This window comes from Nostoc sp. JL33 (assembly GCF_017114985.1).
Lineage (GTDB): Bacteria > Cyanobacteriota > Cyanobacteriia > Cyanobacteriales > Nostocaceae > Nostoc.
The window spans coordinates 18,113-43,335 of sequence record NZ_JABXKP010000082.1 but is presented as its reverse complement, the minus strand read 5'-3'; the positions used below and the strand labels follow the sequence as shown (position 1 = coordinate 43,335).

Below are 25,223 nucleotides of genomic sequence, written 5' to 3'. Positions count from 1 at the left end.
GCTAATATCGCGTTTATTTACTACAAACTTTGGGCCTCGCCTGGTAATACCAATTCAATTAATGATTGCAACACATCCTTGGGTAAAGACGCGATGAATCGCGTCTCTACAAATGGTCTATTTGTCGCATTCTTTTTTCCAATTGGTGTAAACTTTGCGTTGCATACTCACCGGATATTCTTTTATAGTACAATTGTATCATAAAAATGCTCAGTTGTGTAGGCGTAGCCCGTGATAGACATCGCCCTGCAATGAGTTGTTATGGTATTGCTGAACGCCAGAATAGATGCTTTCTAACCTTTGCGCCGATTATTTTTTTCCCACATTTAAGCTCCGGGTTTGAAATAATCGAAGAGGCGATCGCCTGAATCTGCGCGAATTAATGCTACAACGATATCGGGTAAGGCAGCTAAACTGGGGTAAACCAAATAACGTGGTTCCCAACGGGGGCGGAACTTCTCTCTGTAGGCGTGCAGTCCCTTGAAATTGTAGAAGCGATTCAAATGCCCGTATAGATAGTGCAATACTTTCTCTAAGCGGCGTGATTCTGGGTTCTCTCCAACTCCCGCAAGGGCAGAAAGACCGAAATTAAAGCTGTCGTAGCCACCTTCTTTAAAATGTTGAAGTAGGGAAATAAATAGAAAGTCCATTGTGCCATTTTCGAGGGACGCACGATGTCGCATCATGTCAATAGTGGCTTCGTTAAGTTGGTACTCCCGGAGAATGTTGGCAAAGGCGCTGATTTGACCTTCAGGATTATGCACCACAGCAATCTCGCACTCTCGCAGGTAAGCTTCCTCAAACCAACCCAAAGAAAAGTGTTTTTCCGAACCTTGTACCATTTTCAGCCATTCATCACTTACAGATTTGAGCTGGTGCAATAAATCATTGGCGATCGGTGGTTGGTAAAACTCGATTTGGTATCCTAGCTTGGTTAAACGACTGATTGATGGTCTAAAGTTTTTACCGGCTTTACCTTGTAACGTAAAACTTTTTAGGTCAACGATCGCTTCTTCTCCAATTTTGAGTACCTTAAACCCCAATGACTTGTAAAGTTCAACATCATCGGGCAAAGTTTGGTAAAAACCAGGATACCAGTCATTGCGTTGGCAAAACTGCTGAAAAGCAACAATTGTCTCTTTCCGGTCTTCAATGGGGCCAATGGGATCTCCTAAAGCGATCGCGCCTCGTCCCTTGGGAACATAAGCAATTAAACTATTACCCGAAGGACTGAAATAATAACTTTTATCATTTAAGAGTGTGAACGCTGCTAAAGAAGAACGTCCATATTGCTCGACAATTTCTTTAGCTTTTTGTCGCTCATTTGTAGTTGCGAGATTCCGCCAAAACACAGGTTGCAACAGCATTACCATTGCATAAGTAATAGTAACTGCGGCAATAATATAGATAGAATTAGCAAAAAAATCTCCAAATCGGCTTTTTGGTTGCAGTCCCCAATTATCCTCGGTGAAGAACATCGCCAAAGTCTGAACTATCGCTTCCCGCCAATTAAAATTCTCGGAAAACTTGCCGTCTAACAAGTAAAATCCAATAGTTCCGTATGCCAGGGTAAATAATAAAGCGCCGATCAGCGCTCGAACTCCCCGTGCAATCGAAGGACGGTCTGATTGTGCGGTGAAAAAATGGCGCATCAAAATTAATTGCACCAGCAAAACTCCAGAGAGTAGACTTTCTTCATAGTCCAATCCCTTCAGCAAGTGGCTGAAAATGGAAATCACTAGTAAACCAATCGTCAGTAACCAGGCTATTCTTTTTCGGCGTAATAAGTTAGTAGCAAGTGCTAGTAAAACAAACCCAGTCAACGCTGCAAATATATGACCACTGGCACGAATTTCAAATGGTAAAAATCCCTTCAACCAGTGATTTCGCCCGTATAGGGTAGGTGTCACTGCTGACAACAAATTTACTACTCCGACTAAACCTGTAAGGAAAGCTGCACTCCAAAGTCCAATCTGAGTTTTTAAATTATTAGTCATTAGTCTAAAAGTATTAATTAGGAGTTAGAAGTTAGGAGTCAGAAGTTAGGAGACTTCAAAATTAAAAAACATCCAAAAATATCATATCTCTTCTTCATGTCTCCGTGCCCTTGAGTTTTCAAATTTTAACTCTTAACTCTTAACTTTTTTAAACTGTTCACCTACATACGAGAGCGAATCTTTGAGATGTTTGTGAAAGTAGTTCCAGCCTATATCTGCACCAGACAAACCATGACCCCCAGGAAATGCATAAAATACGTGAGCAATGCCTAATTTATTTAAGGTTTCGTTGAAGGCTTTGGTAGAAGCTAGTAAACTAGTATCATTCAGACCCGCATCCAGGTAAACACGCAATCGCTTCCTATCTTCAACTGGTAGCTGTTGCACAATTTGTTGGGGACTATTTTGTGAACCGCTATTATCGGTAAAATAACCGCTATGGCTAAACAAAATCTGGAAGTTGTTGAGATAGTGTAACCCAATATTAAATGCCCCCCATCCCCCAGAAGACAAACCTCCCAGCGCCCAAAACTGGGGTTGTTCCAAAGTGCGGTAGCGCGATTTGACAACTTGTACTAATTCTGAACCAATCAAAGTCCCCACTTTGCCATTCGGCCCATCAAAATAATCAGGATCATACAAAGGACTGGAACCGCGATTATCATTACCATCAGGTGTAATCACAATCGATGGCGGTAATTTTCCACTTTGATAAAGTTCATGCAGTACGTCTAAGAGTGCGTATTTATCAGCGTAAGCACGAGCATCATCATGACCACCGTGCAATAAGAATATCACGGGGTAGCGCTTTTGCTGATTTTTGTTATAGCCAGGGGGCAAAATCACACCGTAGTTACGGACTGCACCCATTGCTTGGGAGTTGAAGGTTGCTAATTGAAACTTTAGCCCAGTATCTGCCTCTTCTGGGGGCGGGTCTAGTTGTGGCGCACCTAAGATGAATACATAATAATAGCCAGCGCCCGTGAGGAGTGCGATCGCTCCTACTAAACTAATTAAAAATTTAGAAATCTTCATATTGTTTTAGGATTGAAAAATCACCTCCATTAAAACTTACTATAGTGAATATGCTGACAAATTGCACCAACTTTTTGGCAAAATCGCCTTTTTTAGATTAAAATTTCTAATAACTTCGAGTATTTTTACTCCGATTAAAACCTAAATTTTCATCTCTATGAGCTATCTGAGAATATCTAAATTGTTTTCCCACAAATGTCAAAGAATCCGCTAAGTGTTCACGCCAGTATTGCCAAGTGTGACTCCCAGGAAACTGACGAAACGAATTAGAAATTTTGAGTTCGTTTAATACTTTAGTAAATCGTTCGGCTTCGTCGATTTCTTCAATATCTGATTTACCTGAATCAAGGTATATCCGTAACCTTTTTTGAGCTTGCAAAGGAATAGTTTTGATATAAGAGATTGGGCTATTTATCGGGCCGCTTTTATCCTCAAAATAACCACTATGACTAAATAAAATTGAGAAATGATCCAGGTTGTGTAATCCCACATTAATTGCTCCCCAACCACCTGAAGATAAACCACCTATCGCCCAAAAATCTGGATTAGTTAGTGTACGATAACGGCTTTGGACAACTTTTACTAACTCATCCCCCACGGCTGTAGATACTTTACCGTTAGGGCCATCGATATATGCAGGATCTCGGAAGCGACTAGAGCCACGTTTGTCGTTGCCATCTGGTGTGATGATGATGCTGGGTGGCAACTTACCTGTAGTATAAAGTTGTTGCACAGTCTTGAGAGCTTGTCCCTTGTTCTGAATAAACCAATCACTGGGATAACCATGTCCACCGTGGAGGAGAAAGATTACAGGATAGCTTTTTTTTGGGTTTCGCTGATAGCCGGGGGGTAAAGAAACGCCGTAGGTACGACTTGCGCCCATTACTCGACTATTGTAGGTTTCAATCTTGTAAGTTAGAGAAGTAGCTTCGCTAGTATTGGGCTGGGTTGGAACAGAGGAAGGCGTTGTTTGTAAATCCTGCTGTTGAGATATTGCTGTTACGCTTTGACAGGAATTACAGCCAACTAGAGTTAATACTGAAACTAGCAAGAGAATTTTAGATTGTTTATAGTTCATTTATAATTTATCAGTTGTCACTAGAAAAACAATGGTATCTGGTGTTTGTCTTCAAAAGTTTATGCAAATGATATGTCAATGCTGTGTCAACCTGATGGAAACTTTGCGACTGCTATTGAAGAAGAATTCAGAATTCAGGAGTCAGAATTCAGGAGTCATTTAAAATGCTTAAAAAGTTGCGACTCAAATTCAGCACACTGTTCGGTTTATCGCTGCTGGTGCTTTCTCTGTGGGCGATCGCTAACGAATTGCATGAGTATAATTATCGTGATATCCTCAATTCTCTAGTCGCTATCCCCAAAAGTCGCTTAAGCTGGGCAATTTGGCTGACAGCATTCGGCTATCTAGTGATGATTGGGTACGATATCTTAGGTTTTAGCTACATTAATCGTTCCCTAAGTTGGAATAAGATTGCTCTAACCAGCTTTATTAGCTCTGCATTTAGTAATACCATAGGTTTTGCCTTGCTGACTGGCAGTGCTATCCGTTATCGATTTTACTCTAGTTGGGGACTGTCAAAACTTGCGATCGCTCAAGTAATTGCTTTCGCCAATTTTACCTTTTGGTTGGGGATGTTTGCTGTTGCAGGTTGCTTGTTTATCATCAACCCCCTGAAAATTCCCACTCAATTACATTTACCTTTTGCCACTGTGCGTCCCATCGGCGTGATTTTTTTGCTATTGGTTGCTATCTATTTACTTGGAAGTATTTTTATTAAACAACCGTTAGTAATTCGGGGACAAGAGTTTCGATTTCCTTCTTTGAAAATATCCCTGGCTCAAATCGCAATTTCTAGTTTTGACTGGATTCTGGCGGCGGCGGTTCTTTATGTTGTGCTTCCTACTAATATATCTTTGTCCTATCTAGACTTTTTGGGAACCTATTTACTAGCGATGTTTGCAGGTGTTGTTAGTAATGTCCCCGGTGGTTTGGGAGTATTTGAAACTATAATTTTGCTGATTCTCTCCTCAAAAGTTTCGGCTGCGGCAGTTTTGGGTTCAATGCTAGTTTATCGGGGAGTTTACTATTATTTACCTTTGCTATTAGCCGCAGGTTTGCTAGGACTTTATGAAATTAGATTTAAACGGGGAACTTAAAACATAGACCTCTTGCATAAATCAAAAATAAGAACCCCACCCCGCCAAAGCTACGCTTTGTCTCCCCTCCCCGCAAGCGAGGAGGGGATTATGATGTACTTTGTATGATTAGGAAAGGCTATAACCTGTGAGGTTCAGCCCTTAAATTGTTTTATGATTATTCTGCTATTTGCTCTCCATTACGTGTTTAGAGGCTGTTAAACTGAGAACCATAAATAAAATCTCGTGTATTTTGGCAAACTTATGGAGCCAGTATCACTTACAGCAGCTGCGATCGCAACCTTGGTAATCACCAAAGCTATAGAAAAAACCGTAGAGAAGATAACAGAAGGTACACTGGACAAGCTAAAACTGCTGCGTCAAAAAATTTGGGATAAGTTCCAGGGTAAGCCGAATGTACAACAAGCTTTAATAAAGGCCGAACAAGGTTCTAAGGAAGATTTAAATTTTGTTGCTGCGTACCTACAGGTCGAAATGGACACCGACACCCAATTTGGCGAAGAAGTTCAAAGTCTTGCCCAACAGATTCACCAAGAAATTAATATTGGTAAAGTTCAAGGTAAAAATGTCCAGAATGTTTACGGTGGCCAAGGTTTTCAAAGCAATGATAGTAAAGCCCCCACCTTTCAAGGCGTAGACAATAGCCCAATTACTATCAATTACAATAATCATCCCCCTGATTGACTACAGTCGCCTGAAGGGGAACGGGCAAAGTCAAATCCCTCTACTGAAATACCGCAAAATTTACCCTTGAGTGGGGTAGAGAAGTTTGTCGGGCGTGAAGAGGAATTGGAAAATCTTCATCAACTTTTGCAGAATAATGACCGTGTAGCCATTGCTGCTATTGCCGGGATGGGTGGAGTTGGTAAAACAGAACTCGCCCTGCAATATGCCATCCAGCGCCGCGAAACATACAACGGTGGGCTTTGCTGGTTGCTACCAAAAACTGGGGATGTGGGCATTCAAGTTGTGCAGTTTGCGAGAACGCAGCTTGATTTAAAGCCGCCAGAAGATTTTGATTTACTCGCCCAAGTGCAATATTGCTGGCGGCGTTGGCGTGACGGTGATGTGCTGCTAGTGTTGGATGATGTCAGCAACTACGAAGAAGTTAAGCCTTACTTACAGTCGCTACCTTCTCGGTTTAAAGTGCTGATGACTACGCGCCAGAAGTTGGGACGCATCGCACAGTTATCTTTAGATGTGCTGCAACCAGAGACGGCGCTGGAGTTATTAAAGTTTTTACTCAAAGAAACACCGGGGCGAATTGAAAAAGAATTAGCTTTAGCAAATCAGTTGTGTGAGTGGCTGGGATATTTACCTTTGGGTGTGGAATTAGTGGGGCGCTATCTGGCGCGGAAACAGGATTTATCTCTAGCAGAAATGTTGCGGCGGTTGAAGAACAAGCGATTAGATGAGCGTTCCCTCTCTAAATCTAAGTCGGAAGCTGATATGACAGCACAACGGGGAGTGTTAGCAGCCTTTGAGTTGAGTTGGCAGGAATTAGAGGACAGCGATAAAGAATTGGGCTGTTTATTGAGTTTATTTGCAGCCGCACCTATACCTTGGAAGTTGGTGGAACAGTGTTTACCAGAAGAAGATGCAGAAGATTTAGAGGAAATTAGAGACGATCGCTTGTTGAACCTGCATTTTCTCCAGCGCAAAGGTGAGGGAATCTATCAATTGCATCCACTGCTGAGAGAATTTTTCCAATATAAGTGTACAGGTTTAGAACAGGCAGAGGAATTAAAGCGATCGCTTTGTCGGGTAATGGTAGCAGTTGCCCAAGATATTCCTTACTCGTCCACCCTTGAGCAAATCACCGCCGTTTCTCCTGCCATACCTCATATAGCTGAAGTAGCGAATCATCTCATTCAATACGTTAACGACAATGATTTAACTGGAGCATTCATAGGTAACGCTCGATTTTACGAAGGTCAAGGGTTCTATAACCAAGCTTTACCTTGGTATAACCAGTGTCTAGAAGTTACCAAAGAGCGCTTAGGAGAGGAACACCCATTTGTTGCAGAAAGCCTCAATAACCTAGCGTTACTCTACTATTCCCAAGGCAGATACAGCGAAGCCGAACCCCTTTACATCCAAGATTTGGCACTCACACGTAAGCTGCTGGGCGAAGAACATCTAGATGTCGCCACTAGCCTCAACAACCTAGCGTTACTCTACTATTCCCAAGGCAGATACAGCGAAGCTGAACCCCTTTACATCCAAGCTTTGGCACTCACACGTCAGCTGGGCGAAGAACATCTAGATTTCGCCCAAAGCCTCAACAACCTAGCTGTACTCTACGATTCCCAAGGCAGATACAGCGAAGCCGAACCCCTTCACATCCAAGCTTTAGCACTCAGGCGCAAGCTGCTGGGAGAAGAACATCCACATGTCGCCTCTAGCCTTAACAACCTAGCGGGACTCTACCGTTCCCAAGGCAGAGACAGCGAAGCCGAACCCCTTTACATTCAAGCTTTGGCACTCAGGCGCAAGCTACTGCCAGAAGATCATCCAGATGTCGCACTTACTCTCAACAACCTAGCGACACTCTACCGTGATCAAGGTAAATACAACGAAGCCGAACACTTTTGCATCCAAGCTTTGGAACTTAGGCGCAGACTGCTGGGAGAAGAACATCCATTTTTTGCCCTTAGTCTTAACAATTTGGCAAAAATTTACCACTTACAAGGACGTTATACCGAAGCGGAACCATTGTATCTGCAAGCATTAGAGATTTTTGAGCAACAATTAGGGGTGAACCATCCTTGGACTGTTAAGTGTCGTGAAAATCTGGCAAATCTTTGCGATCGCCTCCCCCCACCACAGTAAAATTTGACTTCTGGGCAAAGCATACCGTAATAAAACTGAAAAGAGCGTTAGCATTCGCGGAGCGTCTCGTAGAGAAGGTATCGCCTAGACTAAAATTCATATTCAATTAAGTAAAAATGCCTGATTACTTATTCAAAAGCAGCTTTTACTTTATCAAAAGCAGCTTTTAATCTCGCATTTTAGTGTTTTCCGCAAACAAAAGCAGCTTTTACTTCCTCAAAAGCAGCTTTTAATCTCGCATTTTAGTGTTTTCCGCAAACAAAAGCAGCTTTTAATCTCGCATTTTAGTGTTTTCCACAAACAAAAGCAGCTTTTAATCTCACATTTTAGTGTTTTCCGCAAGCAAAAGCAGCTTTTTCTTTCTCAAACCCCAGTTTGCTTACTCATTTGAGTAATTCATGCATTCATTTTGGTATATCATTGAGCGGAAAGCTATTATGCAGTTATGAATGAATGATCAAGAGCAATGTCTCCCACAACAAAAAATCAGCTACGATAAATCATATAATTATCTTCACAAACACAGAAATGTTAATTACATACACTGCAAAATATACAAAAACTAATAGCGGATATATGGGACAACTCATTGAATGGCAAGAAGTCATCACAGAAGGAGAAACCATAGAAGAATGCAGGGCGATGTTGCAAGACGCAACAAAAGAAATGATTCTTGCCTATCGTCAACAAAATAAAGAAATTCCCACAGGTGGTTATTTGCTCGAACAAATTCCTATAGAGGTTTGAGTGTGTCCGTCAAACGAAAAGAGCTAATTAAATACTTAGAACAAAATGGCTTTTATTTATTAAGGGAAGGAGGAAATCATTCTATTTATACTAATGATATCAAAACTCTTCCGGTAAAACGGCATCGTACCATTGATCGTATTACTGCTAATGAAATTTGTAAACAAGCGGGTTTATCACCTAATTTTTAACTGCCACTTAGAACCGTCGAAGGTAATGAAATTTTGTGCGGCTTGTAAACTTAGTGAAGGCGACTATTTGCAAGTTAAAGAAAAACTATTTGCTAAAGAAACGGTTGCCAGCTTATATGCCAAAATCAAACAATTTCAAGATGATGAGACTATACTTTAAAGTATAAATCTACAAGAGATGTCTCCGACGGGCTACGCCTACGCTATTATGTGGTTGTGAATGATGGAGAGCAATATCTCCCGCAACAAAAAATCAGCTACGATAAATCATATAATTATCTTCACAAACACAGCAATGTTAATTACAAGTTAATTAAAATTTAGGATTACTCAAATAAATCAAATCCCTTTTCATTTCTCAACTTTCTGTCAAAAGTCACTGTTGAACTACAACCAGAATGTTGACCGATGCCTGCGGCGGGCTGCGCCAACGCCCCAATTAAATAATCAGAAAAATCTGCACTTCCCTGCTTAAATCTTTGTAATGCTTGATAAACTAAAGAACGATTTTCTAGCTCAAATACCGAACATTGCAGCATTAATTCTATAGTGTTACTAATTTCTTCTCTACTAAATTGATAAGGTTTACCTCCTAGAACCTAAACCAATTCACAAAGAACTATATTAGCAACAAAACATTGCTCTCCCCTTTCGATAATTTCAGCAGCTTGCTCCCACTGCTTTTCATCATCTTTTGTCAAGTACCGCACTAAAATATTTGTATCAAGTCCAATCACTTGAGCCTTCTTTAATTGCAGCTTCCATTTCTTCTAAAGTTGCGCTTTTCATTCCCGGACGGTGTAAAATCCCTGATAAACTTTGGATAGAGATATTCAAGGGAATTAATTTAACTATTCCATTTTCATCAATGACAAAATCAACTTTACTACCTGTATCAAGGTTAAGATAATCCCTAATTTCTTTAGGAATAGTTACTTGCCCTTTAGTGGTGATGGTCGCACTAGCCATTATCCAGGTTCCTTACATAACTTCCTTACCTGATTATAAAGTCTACTGCGTCTAATGCACCGCCACACGTAAAATCGGCACAATAAAACCTTTAAAATATGATAGCCTCACCCCAACAAAACTATCTTACTGCTGAAGAATACCTCCAAATGGAGGAACAGAGCAATATCAAGCATGAATATATAGACGGCTACATCTACGCAATGGCTGGGGCGCTTGACCCACACGTTACTATTGCTGGAAACCTGTTTGCTCTCCTCCGTAATCATGTGCGCGGTTCTGGTTGTCGTGTTTACATCGCTGAGATGAAAGCCCGAATCGAATCTCTGAATCGCTTTTATTATCCCGATGTTATGGTTACTTGCGACCAACGAGATCAAGAAACGCCAGCTTATAAAAGATTTCCCTGTTTAATTGTCGAAGTTTTATCTAATTCTACTGAAGCCTTTGACCGAGGCGATAAATTCGCCGATTATCAAACACTGGAAACTTTGCAAGAGTATGTTTTAATTAATACAAAACGTCAGCGAGTCGAGTGTTTTCGACGCAATGAACAAGGGTTCTGGGTTTTACAATCTTACACATCAGAGCATCAATCATTTCGACTCAATAGCGTGGATTTTGAGGAAACAATGGCAGCACTCTATGAAGATATAGTTTTTGAATAATCAATTATGATTGAGTATGCTACACAATATTTAGTAAACTATATAACTGATAAGCCTTCAAAGCTTCGTGACCCGGCGGGGCATTGAGCAAAACAGGCACAATTGATTAAAAAAAAAGTTATGGCGCTCATAGTTCAGAAATACGGTGGTACATCTGTCGGTTCAGTCGAACGTATTCAAGCTGTTGCACAGCGTGTTTATAAAACTGTTAAAGCTGGAAACTCTCTAGTCGTAGTGGTTTCGGCAATGGGCAAAACCACCGATGGACTCGTCAAACTAGCTAAGGAAATTTCTCCAAATCCGAACCGCCGGGAAATGGATATGCTGCTTTCCACTGGCGAACAAGTAACGATCGCCTTACTCAGTATGGCATTGCAGGAACTCGGACAACCCGCAATCTCGATGACTGGCGCTCAAGTCGGAATTGTTACCGAAGCCGAACACAGCCGCGCTCGGATTTTGCATATTGAAACTACTCGCCTGACTCGTCACATAAATGAAGGGAAAGTAGTTGTAGTAGCTGGTTTCCAAGGCACATCTAGCACTGGAGAGATGGAAATTACGACTTTGGGTCGTGGTGGTTCCGACACGTCAGCAGTGGCGATCGCAGCCGCACTTAGAGCAAATTTTTGTGAAATTTATACAGACGTTCCAGGGATTTTAACTACAGATCCCCGCTTAGTCGCCGAAGCCCAGTTGATGGATGCCATCAGCTGCGATGAAATGTTGGAATTAGCTAGCTTGGGAGCAAAAGTGTTGCATCCCCGTGCTGTGGAAATTGCCCGTAACTATGGTGTTCCCCTTGTAGTTAGGTCTAGTTGGACGGATCAACCAGGTACTTGGGTGACATCAGCCAAACCCCAAGGGCGATCGCTGCTCAATCTAGAAATTGCCCGTCCGGTGGATAATGTAGAATTTGATACTGACCAAGCAAAGGTGGCTTTGTTGCGCGTACCTGATAAACCAGGTGTGGCAGCAAGGTTATTTGGGGAAATTTCTCGGCAAAAAGTAGACGTAGATTTGATTATTCAGTCAATTCATGAAGGTAATAGTAATGACATTGCCTTTACTGTGACAACACCAATATTAAAACGCGCAGAAGCAGTAACAGCAGCGATCGCCCCAGCACTGAGGAGTCAATCTAACCCCAAATTGGACGAAGCCGAGGTAATGGTAGAACATAACATTGCCAAAGTCAGTATCGCCGGCGCAGGAATGATTGGCCGTCCGGGTGTAGCTGCAAAAATGTTCGCCACCTTAGCAGCAGCAGACGTAAACATCCAGATGATTTCCACCAGCGAAGTGAAAGTAAGTTGTGTAGTCGATGCAGCCGAATGCGATCGCGCCGTAGCCGCACTCCGTACCGCCTTTGAGATCGAAGCAGGAAGCAGGGCAGAACTCCTAACTCCTAACTCCTCCCCCCTAACTCCTAACTCCTCACTCCTAACTCCTAACTCCTCCCCCCTAACTCCCCACTCCCCACTCCCCACTCCCCCCGTTCGCGGCGTTGCCCTTGATTTGAACCAAGCGCGTCTTGCTATTCGCCAATTGCCAGATCGGCCGGGGATGGCGGCAAAATTGTTTGGACTATTAGCGCAGCATAATATTAGCGTTGATATGATTATCCAATCTCAGCGCTGTCGGGTGATTGATGGTGTTCCCAGGCGAGATATTGCTTTTACAGTCTCGCGGATAGACGGGGAAAGTGCAAAAGAAATGCTTACCCAAGTAGCAGCAGAATTAGGATGGGGTGAAGTTGTTTTAGATAGTGCGATCGCTAAGGTGAGTATTGTCGGTGCAGGTATGTTGGGACAACCAGGTGTTGCCGCTAAAATGTTTGAAGCGCTAGCCCAACAACAAATCAATATTCAAATGATTGCCACCTCAGAAATAAAAATTAGCTGTGTTGTGCCGCAAGAGCAAGGTGTTAAAGCTTTGCAAGCCATTCATACTGCTTTTGGGCTTGCTGGTAGCGAGAAATTTGTAGTGCCAGCCTAAAATCTGACTCTAACCCCCTCTTTATTGTGCATACAAGAACTATTTTCTTTTTGGATTGCTAATGCATCGACTTGCAAAAATTAGCCCACGCTTTCCTTAACCTGTTCTGGTAAGTATATTGTAGAGACAGGGAGCATCCCACTTTTTTGCATGTCATTGCGAACGCATTGACAGTTATTCTCTCATAGGAAAATAAAAACTGGGATGCACCCGTAGAGATAGTTCGTAGTAGTCTACGCATTTATCTTATTTTTAATTGCTTAATAAATAAATATTTATATTTTAAAATCACCATTAATAATACGTAAGCTATAATCAAACAATTTATCAGACTATATTTATATATTGATGAATAGTCATTTCCTAGATGGACATTATCGAATACTAAAAGTTCTCAATGATGGTGAAAAAGGGAAAACCTATCTAGTTGAAGATGCTAATCTTGCTGGTAGCCAATTTATAGTAAAGCAGTTAAGTCCTCGTAGCAGCAATCCTCAAAGTTTAACAATCCTACGCAGCTTGTTTGCGAGTCTTGCAGCAAGTTTAGATAAACTAGGACAGGAACACGATAAAATTCAAAAGCTAATTGCTTATTTTGAAGAAAATGAACAATTCTATATAGTTCAAGAATTCATATCCGGTAATCCTTTAACTGAGGAAATTATCCAGGGACAACCTCTGAGAGAAGATCAAGTTATTACTCTTTTATCAGAGATATTAGAAATTTTGGTGATTGTACATAGCTATGGTGCGATTCATCGGGATATTAAACCAGCAAATATTATTCGCCGGGAGTCAGATAAAAAGTTAGTTTTGGTTAATTTTGGTACTTTTAATGAAGCCATCACTAATATCGGTGACAATATCGAATATATGCCTAGAGAACAAGTTAATGGCAACCTGAAATACAACAGTGATATATATGCTTTAGGTATGGTTGCGATCGCAGCACTTAGAGGCTTACCTGCAAACGAAATATCTCATTTGCGAAGTCAGAAAAATAAGCTGACAGGTGAAATAGTTTGGCGGGAAAAGAATATAAAAGTTAACAAAAAATTAGCGAAAATTATTAATAGAATGGTGCGTTTGGACTATCGTAAGCGCTACCAGTATGCAACTGAAGTTTTAGACGATCTGAAAAAGCTAACAAATGTTGAGCAGGATCAGCAAAAACAGGATCAGAAAAAATTATTACTAATTCTGGCGGGGGTAGTTGGCTGTATTACACTTGGTGTTGGAGCGTGGCAATTGAGGTTGCCAAAACCTGTAAGTGATGCTCAACAAAAATTATATCAAGAAGGAGTAAATAAATATCAGGCAGGAAACTATGAAGGAGCAGTTGAAGATTTCAATCAGGTTATTAAATTAGATCCGCAAAACGCTCTGGCTTATAATAGCCGAGGCGATGCTTATTATCGATTAGGAGACTACGAGCAAGCACAAGCAGATTCTAGCCAAGCCATTTTGCTCAATCCTCAAGATGCTAATGCCTATTTTGACAGAGGATTTGCTTTTTCGGAATTAGGTAAGTACAAAGAAGCGATCGCTGATTATACCCAAGCAATTAAGTTAAATTCTAAAAATGCTTATGCATACTATGGACGGGGTTTAGCCCTTGCTCAACTGAAGGATAATAAAGCAGCAATGGGAGATTTTAGCAAAGCGATCGCTCTCAAACCTCAGTCTACCGAAGCCTACTTGCAGCGAGGGATTCTCCGCCGTCGCCTCAGACAAAGACTTGAAGCAATCCAAGATTTTGATACAGTAATTAAGATTAATCCTAGTGATGCTAGAGCTTATTACCAAAGGGGTTTAACTCAATCTATTAATAAACAAAAATATGTAGCACTTAAAGATTACACGGACGCAATTAACATCAATCCCAAGTACATAGAAGCCTATCTTAATCGTGGTGATGTTTACAGTGATTTGGGAAATCAAGTCGAAGCTACTGAAGATTACAACACTATTTTAAAAATTGATCCTAAATTTATTGCAGCTTATATTCACAGAGGAATTCACCGCTTTTCTTTCGGAGATTATAAAGGCGCTATTGAAGATTACACTGAAGCATTGAAACTAGATACTAATAATGTAGTAGCTTACAACAACCGTGGTAACGCCTATCTCGAACTGGGAAATAAAAAAGCTGCAAATCAAGATTATTCACGAGCGATCGCAATTAATGCTAACAATGCCTTAGCCTACTATAATCGGGGTGTGATTCGCACCAAACAGAAAAATAAACAGGGTGCGATCGCAGATTTCCAAAAAGCTGCAAAACTATTTAAACAGCAAGGGGAACAAGATAGTTATCAAGATGCACAGAGAGAAATTGCAATTCTGCAAAATAATTCAGTACTAGCACCAACTACTCGCCCTAAGTCGAATAATTACTAATTATGAATAATTAAAGAATGGGTATACTAATTCATAATCTCTAATTAATGTACTATTAATTAATTTGACATTTGATGCGTCATTGTAGTCAAATAAATTATCGCTCAATATGAGTCACCGGGTTTTATCACGACTCAATTAGGATTCCTAATATGCTAATTCTCCTTACTTTTTCTCAAAATAACCTGGAAATATTCACCAGTAGGGATGTTGATACGGTACTGAAAAAGATTGATGGTTCTCAGAATATTTGGTTGCGCTGTATTCACTTCCGCGATCGCACTGGAACGGCTAGAATTATTAAGCACTTTGGACTCAATCCATCTCGCGTTAACATGATTTTCAACCATTCCCCTCTAGGAATTGATGAAGACGTAGAAGATTGTTTATTTGATAGCTATGAAATTCTAACTCCTCAAATAAAAAATCACGAGTTTGAGGTTGCGCGTGGCAATATTCTGGTTGGAAATAATTTTATCATTACTTTTGAAATCACTGAACTAAAAGTTTTAAGTATTCTAGCTAATAATCTGCAAAAGCGAACTATAGATATTCCCAAGTTGGGAATTGATTATCTTTTTTATCTCATTTTTAAAGATATTTTGAATAATTACGAAACTGTATTTGACTATATTTCTAGAAAGCTTGATGATTTAGAAGATGAAGTTTTAGAGAATTCCGGTGATGAATCTACCTACCAAAAAATTGCCACGATGAGGCAATCTACTCGTTCGGGACGCCGTAATTTTCAAAGTATCAAGTCACTTATGGCTATTATGGATCACGAAGATTTCCAATGGATCACCCAGTCGGTGAAGGAACTATTCAATCAAGAATTGGTTCATCAGGTTGATAAACTCTGGCAAGAATATCAAGCTCTCAGAGGCTGGATGTCAGAATTAATGGAAATTCAACGCGATAATATTGCTAGCAAAACCGGTGAACGAATTAATCGTTTGACTATCCTCTCGACGATATTCTTACCAATCACTTTCATGTCTGGTTTTTATGGTATGAACTTCAAATATATGCCGGAATTAGAGCAACCTTGGGCTTATCCTGCGGTGATCTGTATGATGGCATTAATTGTCATTGGTAGTATTGTCTATGCTAAAAAACAACGCTGGTTGTAGCATCTATTAATCTAATTCATAATTAATAATTCATAATTCATAATTAAAAAGAGTTTAATTACCCTTTCTCAACTGGTTTTAGATGAAGTAGCACGAGGCGATACAGAGATAGCAACGAAGCGACTTGAAATAGTGCGTGATTTTCCTTTACTTGAAGTCAGTGAAGCTGTTTAAAATCTAGCAGCACAATTTCTCGCAAAAAGTAGCCTTCCACCGAAAGCTGCTGACGATGCGCTTCATATTGCGGCGGCTACAGTTTACGAATTGGACTATCTGTTAACGTGGAACTGTAAGCATATTGCCAATGCTCAAATCCACAAGAAGCTAGCCCAAATCAGTCTTGATGCCGGATACGAGTTGCCAACCCTTTGTACACCCTACGAACTAATGGGAGAGTAGATATGTGGAAAGATGAAATTCTTGAAGAGATTTATAGAATTCGAGAAGAACAGGCAAAGGCTTTCAACTACGACTTACAAGCAATTTGTGATGATTTGCGACAAAAGCAAGCTGTAAGTAGTCGGCAGATCATTTCACAGCCACTCAAACAACCCAGTCGGCAGCATGGCAAACCGCTGCACCCAACTAGCTAAAAGTTATCTCTTGGGTGTTGCATTCCTGTGTGGACGAAAAGCACTTTGGAAATTAAATATGCGTAATTCAAAACCCTTGTAGAGACGTAGCACTGCTACGTCTCTACATTCTTGTTCACGCCTATGTCTAATGAACTGTCCCTCTCAATGATTCAGCATCAACGGGTTTGATTAGGTAAGTCTGCAATAGATGCCCAACGATGGAGGCTATCAAGGGTAATTTTTGGCAGAATTTGACAACTGGTGAGCGATCGCTGTTGTTAATCTCTGCTATTTTCAGATTAAGGTCAGAACACTTTTCCAACCGCCGGAAAAACTCTGGGTGATTTGTATTTAAAATCAGGGGAAATGCGCGGGCGGCAGTGTTATTCGTCTCTTCAATGACTTTAGTATTATATTCGCGCGGATCTATCCCAATGGATTGATAAAACGTGGCGCGTTCAAATACTGTCAAGGTGTGAGTCGCAAAAACAGTCAGCAAAAAGAAACGCACCCACAATCTAGCTCTCCAATTGTTCCATAATTGAGGTTGCGATCGCAGCAGCGCTTTGAAAAAATCTCCATGTCGATTTTCATCCTGACACCAACTCTCAAACTTGCGGAACAGAGGATAAATTTGATGTTCTGGATGTTTTTCCATGTGCCGATACACCAAAATATAGCGCCAGTAGCCAATTTTCTCAGATAGGTAGACTGTGTAAATAATCCACTCTGGCGGAAAGAAGGTATAAGTGCGATTTTTGGTTAAATAACTTAAGTCAAGGGAAAGATTAAAATCTGCCATTGACTTATTCAAAAATCCCGCATGGCGTGCTTCATCGCGTGCCATAAAATTAAATGCTTCTGCCAGAATGGGATTGCGGTTTTTCAGACGACGCGATAATTCTTTGAACAGCAGAAATCCCGAAAACTCGGAAGTGCAGGAACGTTCCAAAAAGTCAATAAAGGCAACGCGTGTTTCCCCATCAATGTGATCCCAACACTGCTTAAATTCTTCATCACGTACAAAATGATCGCGGTTATAGTCTGCTCGTAACTCCTCTACAATCGCCAGTAACTCCGCTTCCTGCGTCGAAATATCCAACTGCGCCGCAGCTTCAAAGTCAGTGGTGTAAAACCGGGGTGTTAATAATGTTTCCTGAACAGGTGCTTTTACACCTGGTTTCAGCAACTCAGATTGGGAGGTTTCCAGAGACTTAACCATAAGAATCCTTTTATTTATTTATGCCTCAAAAGTTATATAACCATAAATAGACTATTGAGGACATCAGTTAAATTATTGAAAGTAAATTGTGAGAAATAAGCTTACTGCCTAAGCTAAACTTTGTGCATAACTAATGACACATCATTACTTTTGCTAGATGCAAATACCTTGACGATGGATATTCAAAAGATTTTACGTGACCGACGAATTATTCACTCTGATCCAGAGATAATGAGCGGAACTCCAGTCTTTGTCGGAACGAGAGTTCCATTGCAAACCTTTTTCGACTATCTCGAAGGTGAAGCAGGCTTGGCCGAATTCTTAGAAGATTTCCCACATTTGCAGGCTCAGGTATTGCTAGTTTTGGAAGTGATTGCAAAAGCAATGCTGGTTCAGGAGCGAACTGCTGGTGCTGATTCTACTTGATGAGAATCTGTTGAGCAAGAAACTCAAGAAACCACTTGTGGATGCAGGACACTTGGTGCAAAATGTGGAGGATATGGGCTGGCGCGGTGTGAAAGACCGAGAGCTTTTAGCATTGGCAGAGGCGCATCCTTTTGATATTTTCGTTACAGCAGATAAGAACTTGCCATATCAACAAAATTTGAAGTGTCTTACGTTACAGGTTGTAGTGCTGGATGCAAAGAGTACGCGCCCAGATTACCTACTACCATTAATTATTCACATTAACGGTTTACTGCAATCTTTAGTTCCTGGCTCTGTGACGTTAATTAACGATGCAGGCGAAGTTACAGCTTTGAACCTTGGTACTGGTTAGAAATAGAAATTGTGTATTCAGACTCATGGCTCGTCAAACAATAAATAAATATTAATAACTTAATCGTTATACAAATATAAATAGTTAAATAATCTTAGGAGAAATAAAAATAGCTGGGATTTGCATCGGCAGTGGTACTTGTTGGATAAAGTGATGCAGATCCTCTCTAAACCTAGAATAACAATCTTTGAGCTGGCCCTGGCAGACACCCTGAGTCGGTGACTGCCCAGAAACCTTGCGCTTGAACATGAAGGAAGTAACAATGAGTAGCAATCTCGCCATCAAACTGCGCTCTGGAACTCAACAAGCCCACACATCAGCAGAAAATGTGGCATTCATGAAATGTTTTCTCAAAGGAGTTGTGGATAGAGACTGCTTTGCCAAGTTCTTAAGCAACTTATATTACGTGTACAGCGAACTAGAAGCAGCATTAGAGAGCCATATAGACCATCCTGTGATTAGTGCAGTTTACTTTCTGGAACTTAATCGCCAATCCTCGCTCGAAAAAGACATGGTGTTCTATTATGGGGATAATTGGAGAGAGCAAGTTACACCCTCATCTGCTGCCCAAAAGTACATTGACCGCATTCGGGAAATTTCTGCTAGTGAACCAGCCTTATTGCTAGGTCATGCCTACACTCGCTACATGGGCGATCTTTCTGGGGGTCAAATGCTACAAAAAGTTGCTCAGTCAGCCCTGAAGCTTTCTGGCTACGAAGGCACGTCCTTTTACAATTTTGAGCAAATTCCTGACAAAAAGGCATTTAAGGATAAGTATCGTCAGGCATTAAATGCATTACCCATTGATGATATAACAGCAGAACGGATTGTTGTAGAAGCTAATAATGCCTTTGGGTTCAATTTACAGATGGCTCAGGAGTTAGAGGGAAGTTTAATTAAAGCACTCGGTCAAGTTCTCTTTAATAGCCTAACTCGTTCTCAAAATTCAGGTAGTACTGAAGTAGCAGTGGCTGATTAATTTTGTCATTTGTCATCTCCCTCATCCCCCTCACTCCCCACTCCCCACTCCCCCCATAAATTCATTGGAAAGCAACTCAATGGTTTTTCTATTACCTGGCGTCAAGTTTGATCTGGATCTGATTCAAAAGTACGACACTCGCGCACCCAGATACACCAGTTACCCGCCCGCTACAGAGTTAAGCGAAACATTCACCGAAACTGATTTTAAGGATGCGATCGCAGCCTCAAATCAACGCAAAACTCCTATGAGTTTATATTTCCACATCCCCTTTTGTCAAAGTGCTTGCTACTTCTGCGGCTGTAATACGGTAATTTCTAACAACAAGAATATTGCTAAACCTTACGTGGAGTCTTTGGTTCAAGACATCAAAAACACCGCAGCTTTAATCGATCCAGACAGAAAAGTGCTGCAAATCCACTGGGGAGGTGGTACTCCTAATTACTTGGAACTTGACCAAGTAGAAGTTTTATGGAAAAACATCAATCGCTATTTCAACATCGATCCACAAGCAGAAATCTCAATTGAGATTAATCCCCGCTATATCGATAAAAACTACATTTTCTTTCTCAGAGAGATAGGATTTAACCGTATTAGTTTTGGCATTCAAGATTTTAATCGCCAAGTTCAAGTAGCTATTAATCGTGTTCAGCCAGAAGAAATGCTATTTGATGTCATGAGTTGGGTTAAAGAAGCTAAGTTTGAAAGTGTGAATGTAGACCTGATTTATGGTTTACCCTATCAAACCCGCGAGACATTTCGGGAAACGTTGAAAAAGACTGTTGAGTTAGACCCTGACCGAATTGTTGTCTTTAACTTTGCCTATATACCGTGGCTCAAACCGACACAAAAAAATATTCCTCAAGAGGCGCTACCCTCAGCAGAGGAAAAGTTAGAGATTTTGAAAATGACCATTGAAGAATTGACGAATAACCAATATCTATTTATTGGGATGGATCATTTTGCTAAAACTAATGATGAACTAGCGATCGCTCAACGCAATGGCACTCTTAAACGCAATTTCCAGGGCTACACTACCCACGCTGAGGCAGAACTATTTGGTTTTGGTGCTACATCCATCAGTATGCTAGAAGATGCTTATGCTCAAAACCACAAGGAATTAAAGGATTATTATCAGACACTTGCAGCAGGTGCATTACCTGTTAGTAAAGGTATCAAACTTACTCAAAATGACATCATCAGACGGGATGTGATCATGGGTATTATGTCTCACTTTCAGCTTCACAAACAAGACATTGAAAACAAATATCATATCAATTTTGATGAATATTTTTCTGAGGAACTAGAGGCGTTAAAACCACTAGAAGCCGATGGTCTAGTCAGTTTATCAAAAAATCAGATCCAGATTACAGACATCGGTAGATTACTAGTCAGAAATATTGCCGTTATATTTGATAGTCATACAAGAACACGAGAGACAAAATTCTCTCGCGCCATTTGATACCACTTTTGCAAATAGTTGCTAGATAGATAAGCTGAAAAACGCCTAAATTGCATAATCGGGTTAAATCAAACTCTTGTGGGGTGGGCCGGAAAGCCCGCCATAATTATGCAAGTTAAATGTGGAACAGTTTATTATCCCCTTAATCTACCTTGAAAATAACGGTTGAGGAGATTTAAATAATTACGAATTACGTTAGCGATTATTCGTACTCCTGCAAAAAAGCAAGCTACACGTTGGCGGAGCCTCTCCTAGAGAGCATCATTAGGAATTGCGAATTACTTTAACGCATCTCCAAAAAGTTAGATCATATTTTTCCATCTTAAGATAGATATAAAAAACATAGATTGATTAATTTATTAGTATCTATCTCTATAGCAAAGAATATCCAGACTTATGTATTCAATAATTCCTGATTTATCTGGCAAAACTTTTGGTTAACATATTTATGCTAGAAATGCCAATTTTAATCCCATCTTGATGTAAAGTTTTTTGTCTAACTTTTGGATTTAGCATTTATCCCATCTGGTAGAAACAATTTGGAATCAGAGTTGATAACTTAGATACAAGTGAGATTGTTGAGGGAGTTATGAGTATTATTGCTTGGGTAGTTTTAGGACTTTTGGCAGGTGCGATACCTACGGCGGGCTTACGCCTACGCTAAAGCTATTTATACTGGCTATCAAGGCGGTGAAATTCTCTCCACAATGATTTTAGGTATCATTGGTGCTTTGGTCGGTGAAAGTCTGTTTACCTTTCTACAACAGCAACTCTGGAAATTACTGCGGCTGGCGCTGGTTTAACTCTTCCAGGTATTTTAGTGGCTGTGCTTGGCGCAATTGTTGCTATTTCTCTGTGGGGATTAATCAGAAGAAACAGCAATGCCTAATCGCTAATTGGCAGTTATCAACGCTGACATAACTACTGTATTTTATTAGTCTTCTAGTTCACCAGATTAAGAAGCTATCAAATATCAAATTAGCTCTGTCTGGAAAAATACTGGGAGACAATAAAATAGCTGATACTTTCTGTAACATCACAATTTTTGGAAGTGTAAATCTATGTTTTTTCACAAGAAAGAGCTTATTCATACAGTTAAGGTTACTGAACCAAACCCTCGTTTTGCTCAGTTACTTTTAGAGCAGTTTGGCGGTGCGACTGGAGAACTTAGTGCAGCACTTCAATATTGGGTTCAATCATTCCATGTGGAAAATGCTGGCATTAGAGACATGCTGCAAGACATTGCGATCGAGGAATTCAGCCATTTAGAAATGGTTGGTAAACTCATCGAAGCTCATACTAAAAATGTGGATCAAACAGAGGCTTATAAGAGTACCCTGTTTGCAGTCCGAGGGATTGGGCCTCATTTTCTAGATAGTCAAGGTCAGGCTTGGACTGCTGCTTACTTGAATGAGGGTGGAGATGTAGTGCGTGATTTAAGAGCTAACGTTGCAGCAGAAGCTGGCGCTCGTCAGACTTACGAAGAATTGATTAAGTTGGCAACTGACAAAGGAACCCAAGAGACTTTAGTCCATCTGTTAACACGAGAAATTTCTCATACCCAGATGTTTATGAAAGCTCTAGATTCACTAGGTAAGTTGACTGATCCATTCTTTGGTAATGTTAAGCCAGATGAAACTGTTGCTCTTTACTACAACCTATCTACAAACGGTGATGGTAAAGATGAGCGTGGCCCTTGGAATTCTGAGCCAACATTCAAATATATTGCTGATCCGCTACAAAGTCACTCCTAATTCCATAGGTTGATTTGAAGCAAAGAGATTTTTGGGAGATTCTTGAAAACTCCCAATTATCCGGTGGGTAAATAGCCCACCTTGTTTAGCAATTGTTGGATTGTTTAGCTACATCTAGTGAACAAAAAGATTCCCGACTTATGACAAAAGTCGGGAATTTCAGCTAAGTATTTGAGTATTACACTCAAATGAGAATGGCTATAAATATTCAGCCACACTCAAAAATTCAGAGCGATCGCCCCTTCATTATCTACCCCGACGTTTCTGAATTCAGCAATTAATTCGACTCAAAATCAAAACTCAGAATCAGGAGATTTTTTTTGTGATTGTCAACGCTACGCCAAATGGTTGGGAAGTCATTTATCATCGTGCCCATGCTTTATTAGCAGCTCAACTGGCTGGACAATGGCGACGTAAAGATGCTCCAGCAAGGTTATATGAAACGATAGCTGCAATTTCCCATCACGATGACCTAGAAAAAGAGTGGGAAGAAGATATTCTGACCCAAGCGGGTGCGCCAAAGGACTTCACCCTCAGTTCAGATGCCGATATAGATGCCGGTGTCGATAAATTGGCTGAACTGGCAAAGAATGCCCTTTACCGTGGACGATGGGTGGCTCTATTAATTTCCATGCACATCAGCCGTTTAAATGAGTCCAGCCGGGGTAAGTCTTCCAAACTAGACAAACTTTTGGATGAACAACTTCAAAATCAGCAACGTTGGCGCAAAGAACTGGGCATCAAAAAGGAGGAAGTTGATCCAGCCTATGCATTTATGCAATGGTGCGATCGCCTTTCTCTGATTCTCTGTCAGCAGGAATTACCTGACGATGAGCGGTTTTTAGAAATTAGCAAAGGCCCTGAAGGTCAGCGCTATGATATCATGCAGCGCAGTGATAACTTGGTTGTTGTCAAACCCTGGCCCTTCGAGGAGGATAAATTCACAGTCAACGTCGAAGCCTGCGATATCTCCCAGGTAAAATTTGAGAGCAGCGCCGAATTAACTCAAGCACTACAAGAAGCCCCCATCAAGGTATTAGAGTGGACATTCGTTAAGAGTTAGATTACACACAGCTGCAAAAAAGACAAAGGTTAGGACTAGGGCGTGTTTTAAAACTACGACCATAAAAGAATGGATGCGCCAACTTTTTCTGGTGCGATCGCTAGCATAGCTGTATAATTTGCTGCAATTTTTTCATATCAGCTAGCAATACCCCAAAATTGCTTGAGTCGATTGTTCGCAAGCTTTTCAGGATATAACAAGTTTGAGAACACGCCCTAGTTGCCCTCTCCTAACCGCTACATACTTAGTTTATTAAGGTATAATTACAGATGTTTTTATATAAATACTGAAGCTATAAATAAATGAGATGTTTAACAAAATCTCAAAAATAAGTTTTTTGTGCATTTATGAAATTAATCCAGATCCTAAAAGTAGCTGTAATTCCTGTTTTAACTGTATTTAGCTTTCTGTCTACATCAAATACAGCACTAGCTGACTACTTAACAAGCAATGGGATAGAAGGTAAATACCATTATGAATTATGGTCTAGCGATGATAACAAGGATTACTACTTGAAAATTTGGCCAAATGATCAAGGAAGTCCAGAAAGTGCCCCATCATACTCCATAACTCGACATTTCTCCTCTAGTAGGGAAGCTCTAAGTTATGTAGGGAACCTCTAAGTTAGGGAGGTAGTCCAGTAAAAGATAAAGAGAGTTTCAGACTCTTATTTAAACCCCAACTGAAACTGAAGCTACGTGTAGACGAACGCGAGTGCGTCTCCAAGAGTTGAGGGCTTAAACCCTTTAATTTACGATAAAAAAGAGCCAGAGAACTAACTTTCTGGCTCAAAGTTGGAGACAAAAGAATCATCAAATAAAGGCTAACTTGGGTAAGAAGCTAAATTCTTCCCAGGTTATGCAGCCCTAAGACAGCGCCCACACCTAAGATATGACCAAAGGCGGCACTTGCTAAAAAGGCTGGTAAACCAAAATCACCTAAGAAATTGCCTAAGGGTAGTTTTGGTTCTGCATTGGGATACTTGATGGTAGATTTACCAAAGGCAATGGCAAGGATATTAGCGAGAATTATAATCAGCCCAACTGTCGGACTCCATTGCAGAGGTGTGGTTGCAGCAGCGAGTAAGGTTGAAGTAAACACCTGATTTGCTCCTGAAATTGATTAATGTATTGAAAACATAATCTGAAACTTTCCGAAGCAAATTCCAGAAAGTACCCAATTTTGCATCAATATTTAACACTTATTCTTACTACTTAATACAACGTGAATTCAACGCGATGAGTT

24 protein-coding genes and 3 pseudogenes are annotated in these 25,223 nt (G+C 40.5%); 20 read left to right on the top strand and 7 right to left on the bottom strand.

Annotated features, from left to right (window positions below; all coding sequences use genetic code 11):
* Positions 1-326 precede the first annotated feature (326 nt).
* From HWQ23_RS24650 to HWQ23_RS24640, 3 genes are all read right to left on the bottom strand, one after another.
* Positions 327-1,997: a phosphatidylglycerol lysyltransferase domain-containing protein gene (locus HWQ23_RS24650; protein ID WP_292834111.1), complete on the bottom strand. Its 1,671-nt coding sequence runs from the start codon at positions 1,995-1,997 to the stop codon at positions 327-329.
* A gap of 132 nt (positions 1,998-2,129) precedes the next feature.
* Positions 2,130-3,032 (bottom strand): alpha/beta hydrolase, encoded by a 903-nt coding sequence (locus tag HWQ23_RS24645; RefSeq protein ID WP_292834108.1) that lies wholly within the window; start codon positions 3,030-3,032, stop codon positions 2,130-2,132.
* 106 nt (positions 3,033-3,138) lie between these two features.
* Entirely contained in the window at positions 3,139-4,110 is a 972-nt protein-coding gene (locus HWQ23_RS24640; protein ID WP_292834105.1) for an alpha/beta hydrolase, read from the bottom strand.
* 164 nt (positions 4,111-4,274) lie between these two features.
* Between HWQ23_RS24640 and HWQ23_RS24635 the strand changes: the two genes are divergently transcribed.
* The 6 genes from HWQ23_RS24635 (at position 4,275) to HWQ23_RS24610 (ending at position 9,137) form a co-directional block, all read left to right on the top strand.
* Complete coding sequence (locus tag HWQ23_RS24635; RefSeq protein WP_292834102.1) at positions 4,275-5,207, top strand: lysylphosphatidylglycerol synthase domain-containing protein; 933 nt, start codon at positions 4,275-4,277, stop codon at positions 5,205-5,207.
* A 243-nt stretch (positions 5,208-5,450) separates the two neighbouring features.
* The gene (locus tag HWQ23_RS24630) at positions 5,451-5,891 is read left to right on the top strand and encodes a hypothetical protein (RefSeq protein ID WP_292834099.1); all 441 of its coding nucleotides are present in this window, start codon (positions 5,451-5,453) and stop codon (positions 5,889-5,891) included.
* A 66-nt stretch (positions 5,892-5,957) separates the two neighbouring features.
* Positions 5,958-8,039 (top strand): tetratricopeptide repeat protein, encoded by a 2,082-nt coding sequence (locus tag HWQ23_RS24625; RefSeq protein WP_292834096.1) that lies wholly within the window; start codon positions 5,958-5,960, stop codon positions 8,037-8,039.
* A 453-nt stretch (positions 8,040-8,492) separates the two neighbouring features.
* Positions 8,493-8,786, top strand: coding sequence for a type II toxin-antitoxin system HicB family antitoxin (locus HWQ23_RS33485; RefSeq protein ID WP_334885839.1), 294 nt, complete (start codon positions 8,493-8,495; stop codon positions 8,784-8,786).
* A gap of 2 nt (positions 8,787-8,788) precedes the next feature.
* On the top strand, positions 8,789-8,977 hold the full coding sequence (locus tag HWQ23_RS24615; RefSeq protein WP_292750017.1) for a type II toxin-antitoxin system HicA family toxin: 189 nt from the start codon (positions 8,789-8,791) through the stop codon (positions 8,975-8,977).
* Entirely contained in the window at positions 8,937-9,137 is a 201-nt protein-coding gene (locus tag HWQ23_RS24610) for a hypothetical protein (RefSeq protein ID WP_292834090.1), read from the top strand. The genes HWQ23_RS24615 and HWQ23_RS24610 overlap by 41 nt, the downstream gene beginning before the upstream one ends.
* A 166-nt stretch (positions 9,138-9,303) precedes the next feature.
* Here the strand turns inward: HWQ23_RS24610 and HWQ23_RS24605 are convergent.
* Both HWQ23_RS24605 and HWQ23_RS24600 read right to left on the bottom strand, forming a co-directional pair.
* Positions 9,304-9,714, bottom strand: a pseudogene (locus HWQ23_RS24605) (PIN domain-containing protein).
* On the bottom strand, positions 9,701-9,946 hold the full coding sequence (locus tag HWQ23_RS24600; RefSeq protein ID WP_289794873.1) for an AbrB/MazE/SpoVT family DNA-binding domain-containing protein: 246 nt from the start codon (positions 9,944-9,946) through the stop codon (positions 9,701-9,703). The pseudogene HWQ23_RS24605 and the gene HWQ23_RS24600 overlap by 14 nt, the downstream one beginning before the upstream one ends.
* Before the next feature lie 98 nt (positions 9,947-10,044).
* Here HWQ23_RS24600 and HWQ23_RS24595 point away from each other — a divergent pair, with 98 nt between their 5' ends.
* From HWQ23_RS24595 to HWQ23_RS24575, 6 genes and pseudogenes are all read left to right on the top strand, one after another.
* A complete protein-coding gene (locus HWQ23_RS24595) occupies positions 10,045-10,614 on the top strand; it encodes a Uma2 family endonuclease (protein WP_292834087.1) in 570 nt (189 codons plus the stop codon).
* A 120-nt stretch (positions 10,615-10,734) separates the two neighbouring features.
* Positions 10,735-12,612: an aspartate kinase gene (locus tag HWQ23_RS24590; RefSeq protein WP_292834084.1), complete on the top strand. Its 1,878-nt coding sequence runs from the start codon at positions 10,735-10,737 to the stop codon at positions 12,610-12,612.
* Positions 12,613-12,960: 348 nt separating this feature from the next.
* On the top strand, positions 12,961-15,012 hold the full coding sequence (locus HWQ23_RS24585) for a serine/threonine-protein kinase (RefSeq protein ID WP_292834082.1): 2,052 nt from the start codon (positions 12,961-12,963) through the stop codon (positions 15,010-15,012).
* Between the two features lie 152 nt (positions 15,013-15,164).
* Positions 15,165-16,145, top strand: a complete 981-nt coding sequence (locus tag HWQ23_RS24580) for a magnesium transporter CorA family protein (protein ID WP_292834079.1) — start codon at positions 15,165-15,167, stop codon at positions 16,143-16,145.
* Between the two features lie 66 nt (positions 16,146-16,211).
* Positions 16,212-16,544 (top strand): annotated as a pseudogene (locus HWQ23_RS33735) (type II toxin-antitoxin system VapC family toxin); the annotation flags it as partial.
* 2 nt (positions 16,545-16,546) lie between these two features.
* The gene (locus HWQ23_RS24575) at positions 16,547-16,738 is read left to right on the top strand and encodes a hypothetical protein (protein WP_292834076.1); all 192 of its coding nucleotides are present in this window, start codon (positions 16,547-16,549) and stop codon (positions 16,736-16,738) included.
* Between the two features lie 127 nt (positions 16,739-16,865).
* Here the strand turns inward: HWQ23_RS24575 and acsF are convergent, their stop codons facing one another.
* Positions 16,866-17,942, bottom strand: coding sequence for a magnesium-protoporphyrin IX monomethyl ester (oxidative) cyclase (gene acsF / locus HWQ23_RS24570; RefSeq protein ID WP_292834073.1), 1,077 nt, complete (start codon positions 17,940-17,942; stop codon positions 16,866-16,868).
* Between the two features lie 150 nt (positions 17,943-18,092).
* On the opposite strand from acsF, the gene HWQ23_RS24565 reads away from it, so the two are divergent.
* From HWQ23_RS24565 to HWQ23_RS24530, 8 genes and pseudogenes are all read left to right on the top strand, one after another.
* The gene (locus tag HWQ23_RS24565; protein ID WP_472850463.1) at positions 18,093-18,368 is read left to right on the top strand and encodes a DUF433 domain-containing protein; all 276 of its coding nucleotides are present in this window, start codon (positions 18,093-18,095) and stop codon (positions 18,366-18,368) included.
* Positions 18,352-18,720 (top strand): DUF5615 family PIN-like protein, encoded by a 369-nt coding sequence (locus HWQ23_RS24560; protein ID WP_292834070.1) that lies wholly within the window; start codon positions 18,352-18,354, stop codon positions 18,718-18,720. The genes HWQ23_RS24565 and HWQ23_RS24560 overlap by 17 nt, the downstream gene beginning before the upstream one ends.
* Positions 18,721-18,982: 262 nt before the next feature.
* On the top strand, positions 18,983-19,699 hold the full coding sequence (locus HWQ23_RS24555) for a biliverdin-producing heme oxygenase (RefSeq protein ID WP_292834067.1): 717 nt from the start codon (positions 18,983-18,985) through the stop codon (positions 19,697-19,699).
* Positions 19,700-19,778: 79 nt separating this feature from the next.
* Positions 19,779-21,161: an oxygen-independent coproporphyrinogen III oxidase gene (gene hemN / locus HWQ23_RS24550; protein WP_292834064.1), complete on the top strand. Its 1,383-nt coding sequence runs from the start codon at positions 19,779-19,781 to the stop codon at positions 21,159-21,161.
* A 589-nt stretch (positions 21,162-21,750) separates the two neighbouring features.
* Positions 21,751-22,050, top strand: a pseudogene (locus tag HWQ23_RS24545) (GlsB/YeaQ/YmgE family stress response membrane protein).
* A 172-nt stretch (positions 22,051-22,222) separates the two neighbouring features.
* Complete coding sequence (locus HWQ23_RS24540; RefSeq protein WP_292834061.1) at positions 22,223-22,915, top strand: manganese catalase family protein; 693 nt, start codon at positions 22,223-22,225, stop codon at positions 22,913-22,915.
* A gap of 322 nt (positions 22,916-23,237) precedes the next feature.
* Positions 23,238-23,978 (top strand): DUF3891 family protein, encoded by a 741-nt coding sequence (locus HWQ23_RS24535; protein ID WP_292834059.1) that lies wholly within the window; start codon positions 23,238-23,240, stop codon positions 23,976-23,978.
* A 347-nt stretch (positions 23,979-24,325) separates the two neighbouring features.
* Positions 24,326-24,601 (top strand): hypothetical protein, encoded by a 276-nt coding sequence (locus tag HWQ23_RS24530; protein WP_292834056.1) that lies wholly within the window; start codon positions 24,326-24,328, stop codon positions 24,599-24,601.
* A 217-nt stretch (positions 24,602-24,818) separates the two neighbouring features.
* Here the strand turns inward: HWQ23_RS24530 and psaK are convergent, their stop codons facing one another.
* A complete protein-coding gene (gene psaK / locus HWQ23_RS24525; RefSeq protein ID WP_292834053.1) occupies positions 24,819-25,079 on the bottom strand; it encodes a photosystem I reaction center subunit PsaK in 261 nt (86 codons plus the stop codon).
* Positions 25,080-25,223 lie beyond the last annotated feature (144 nt).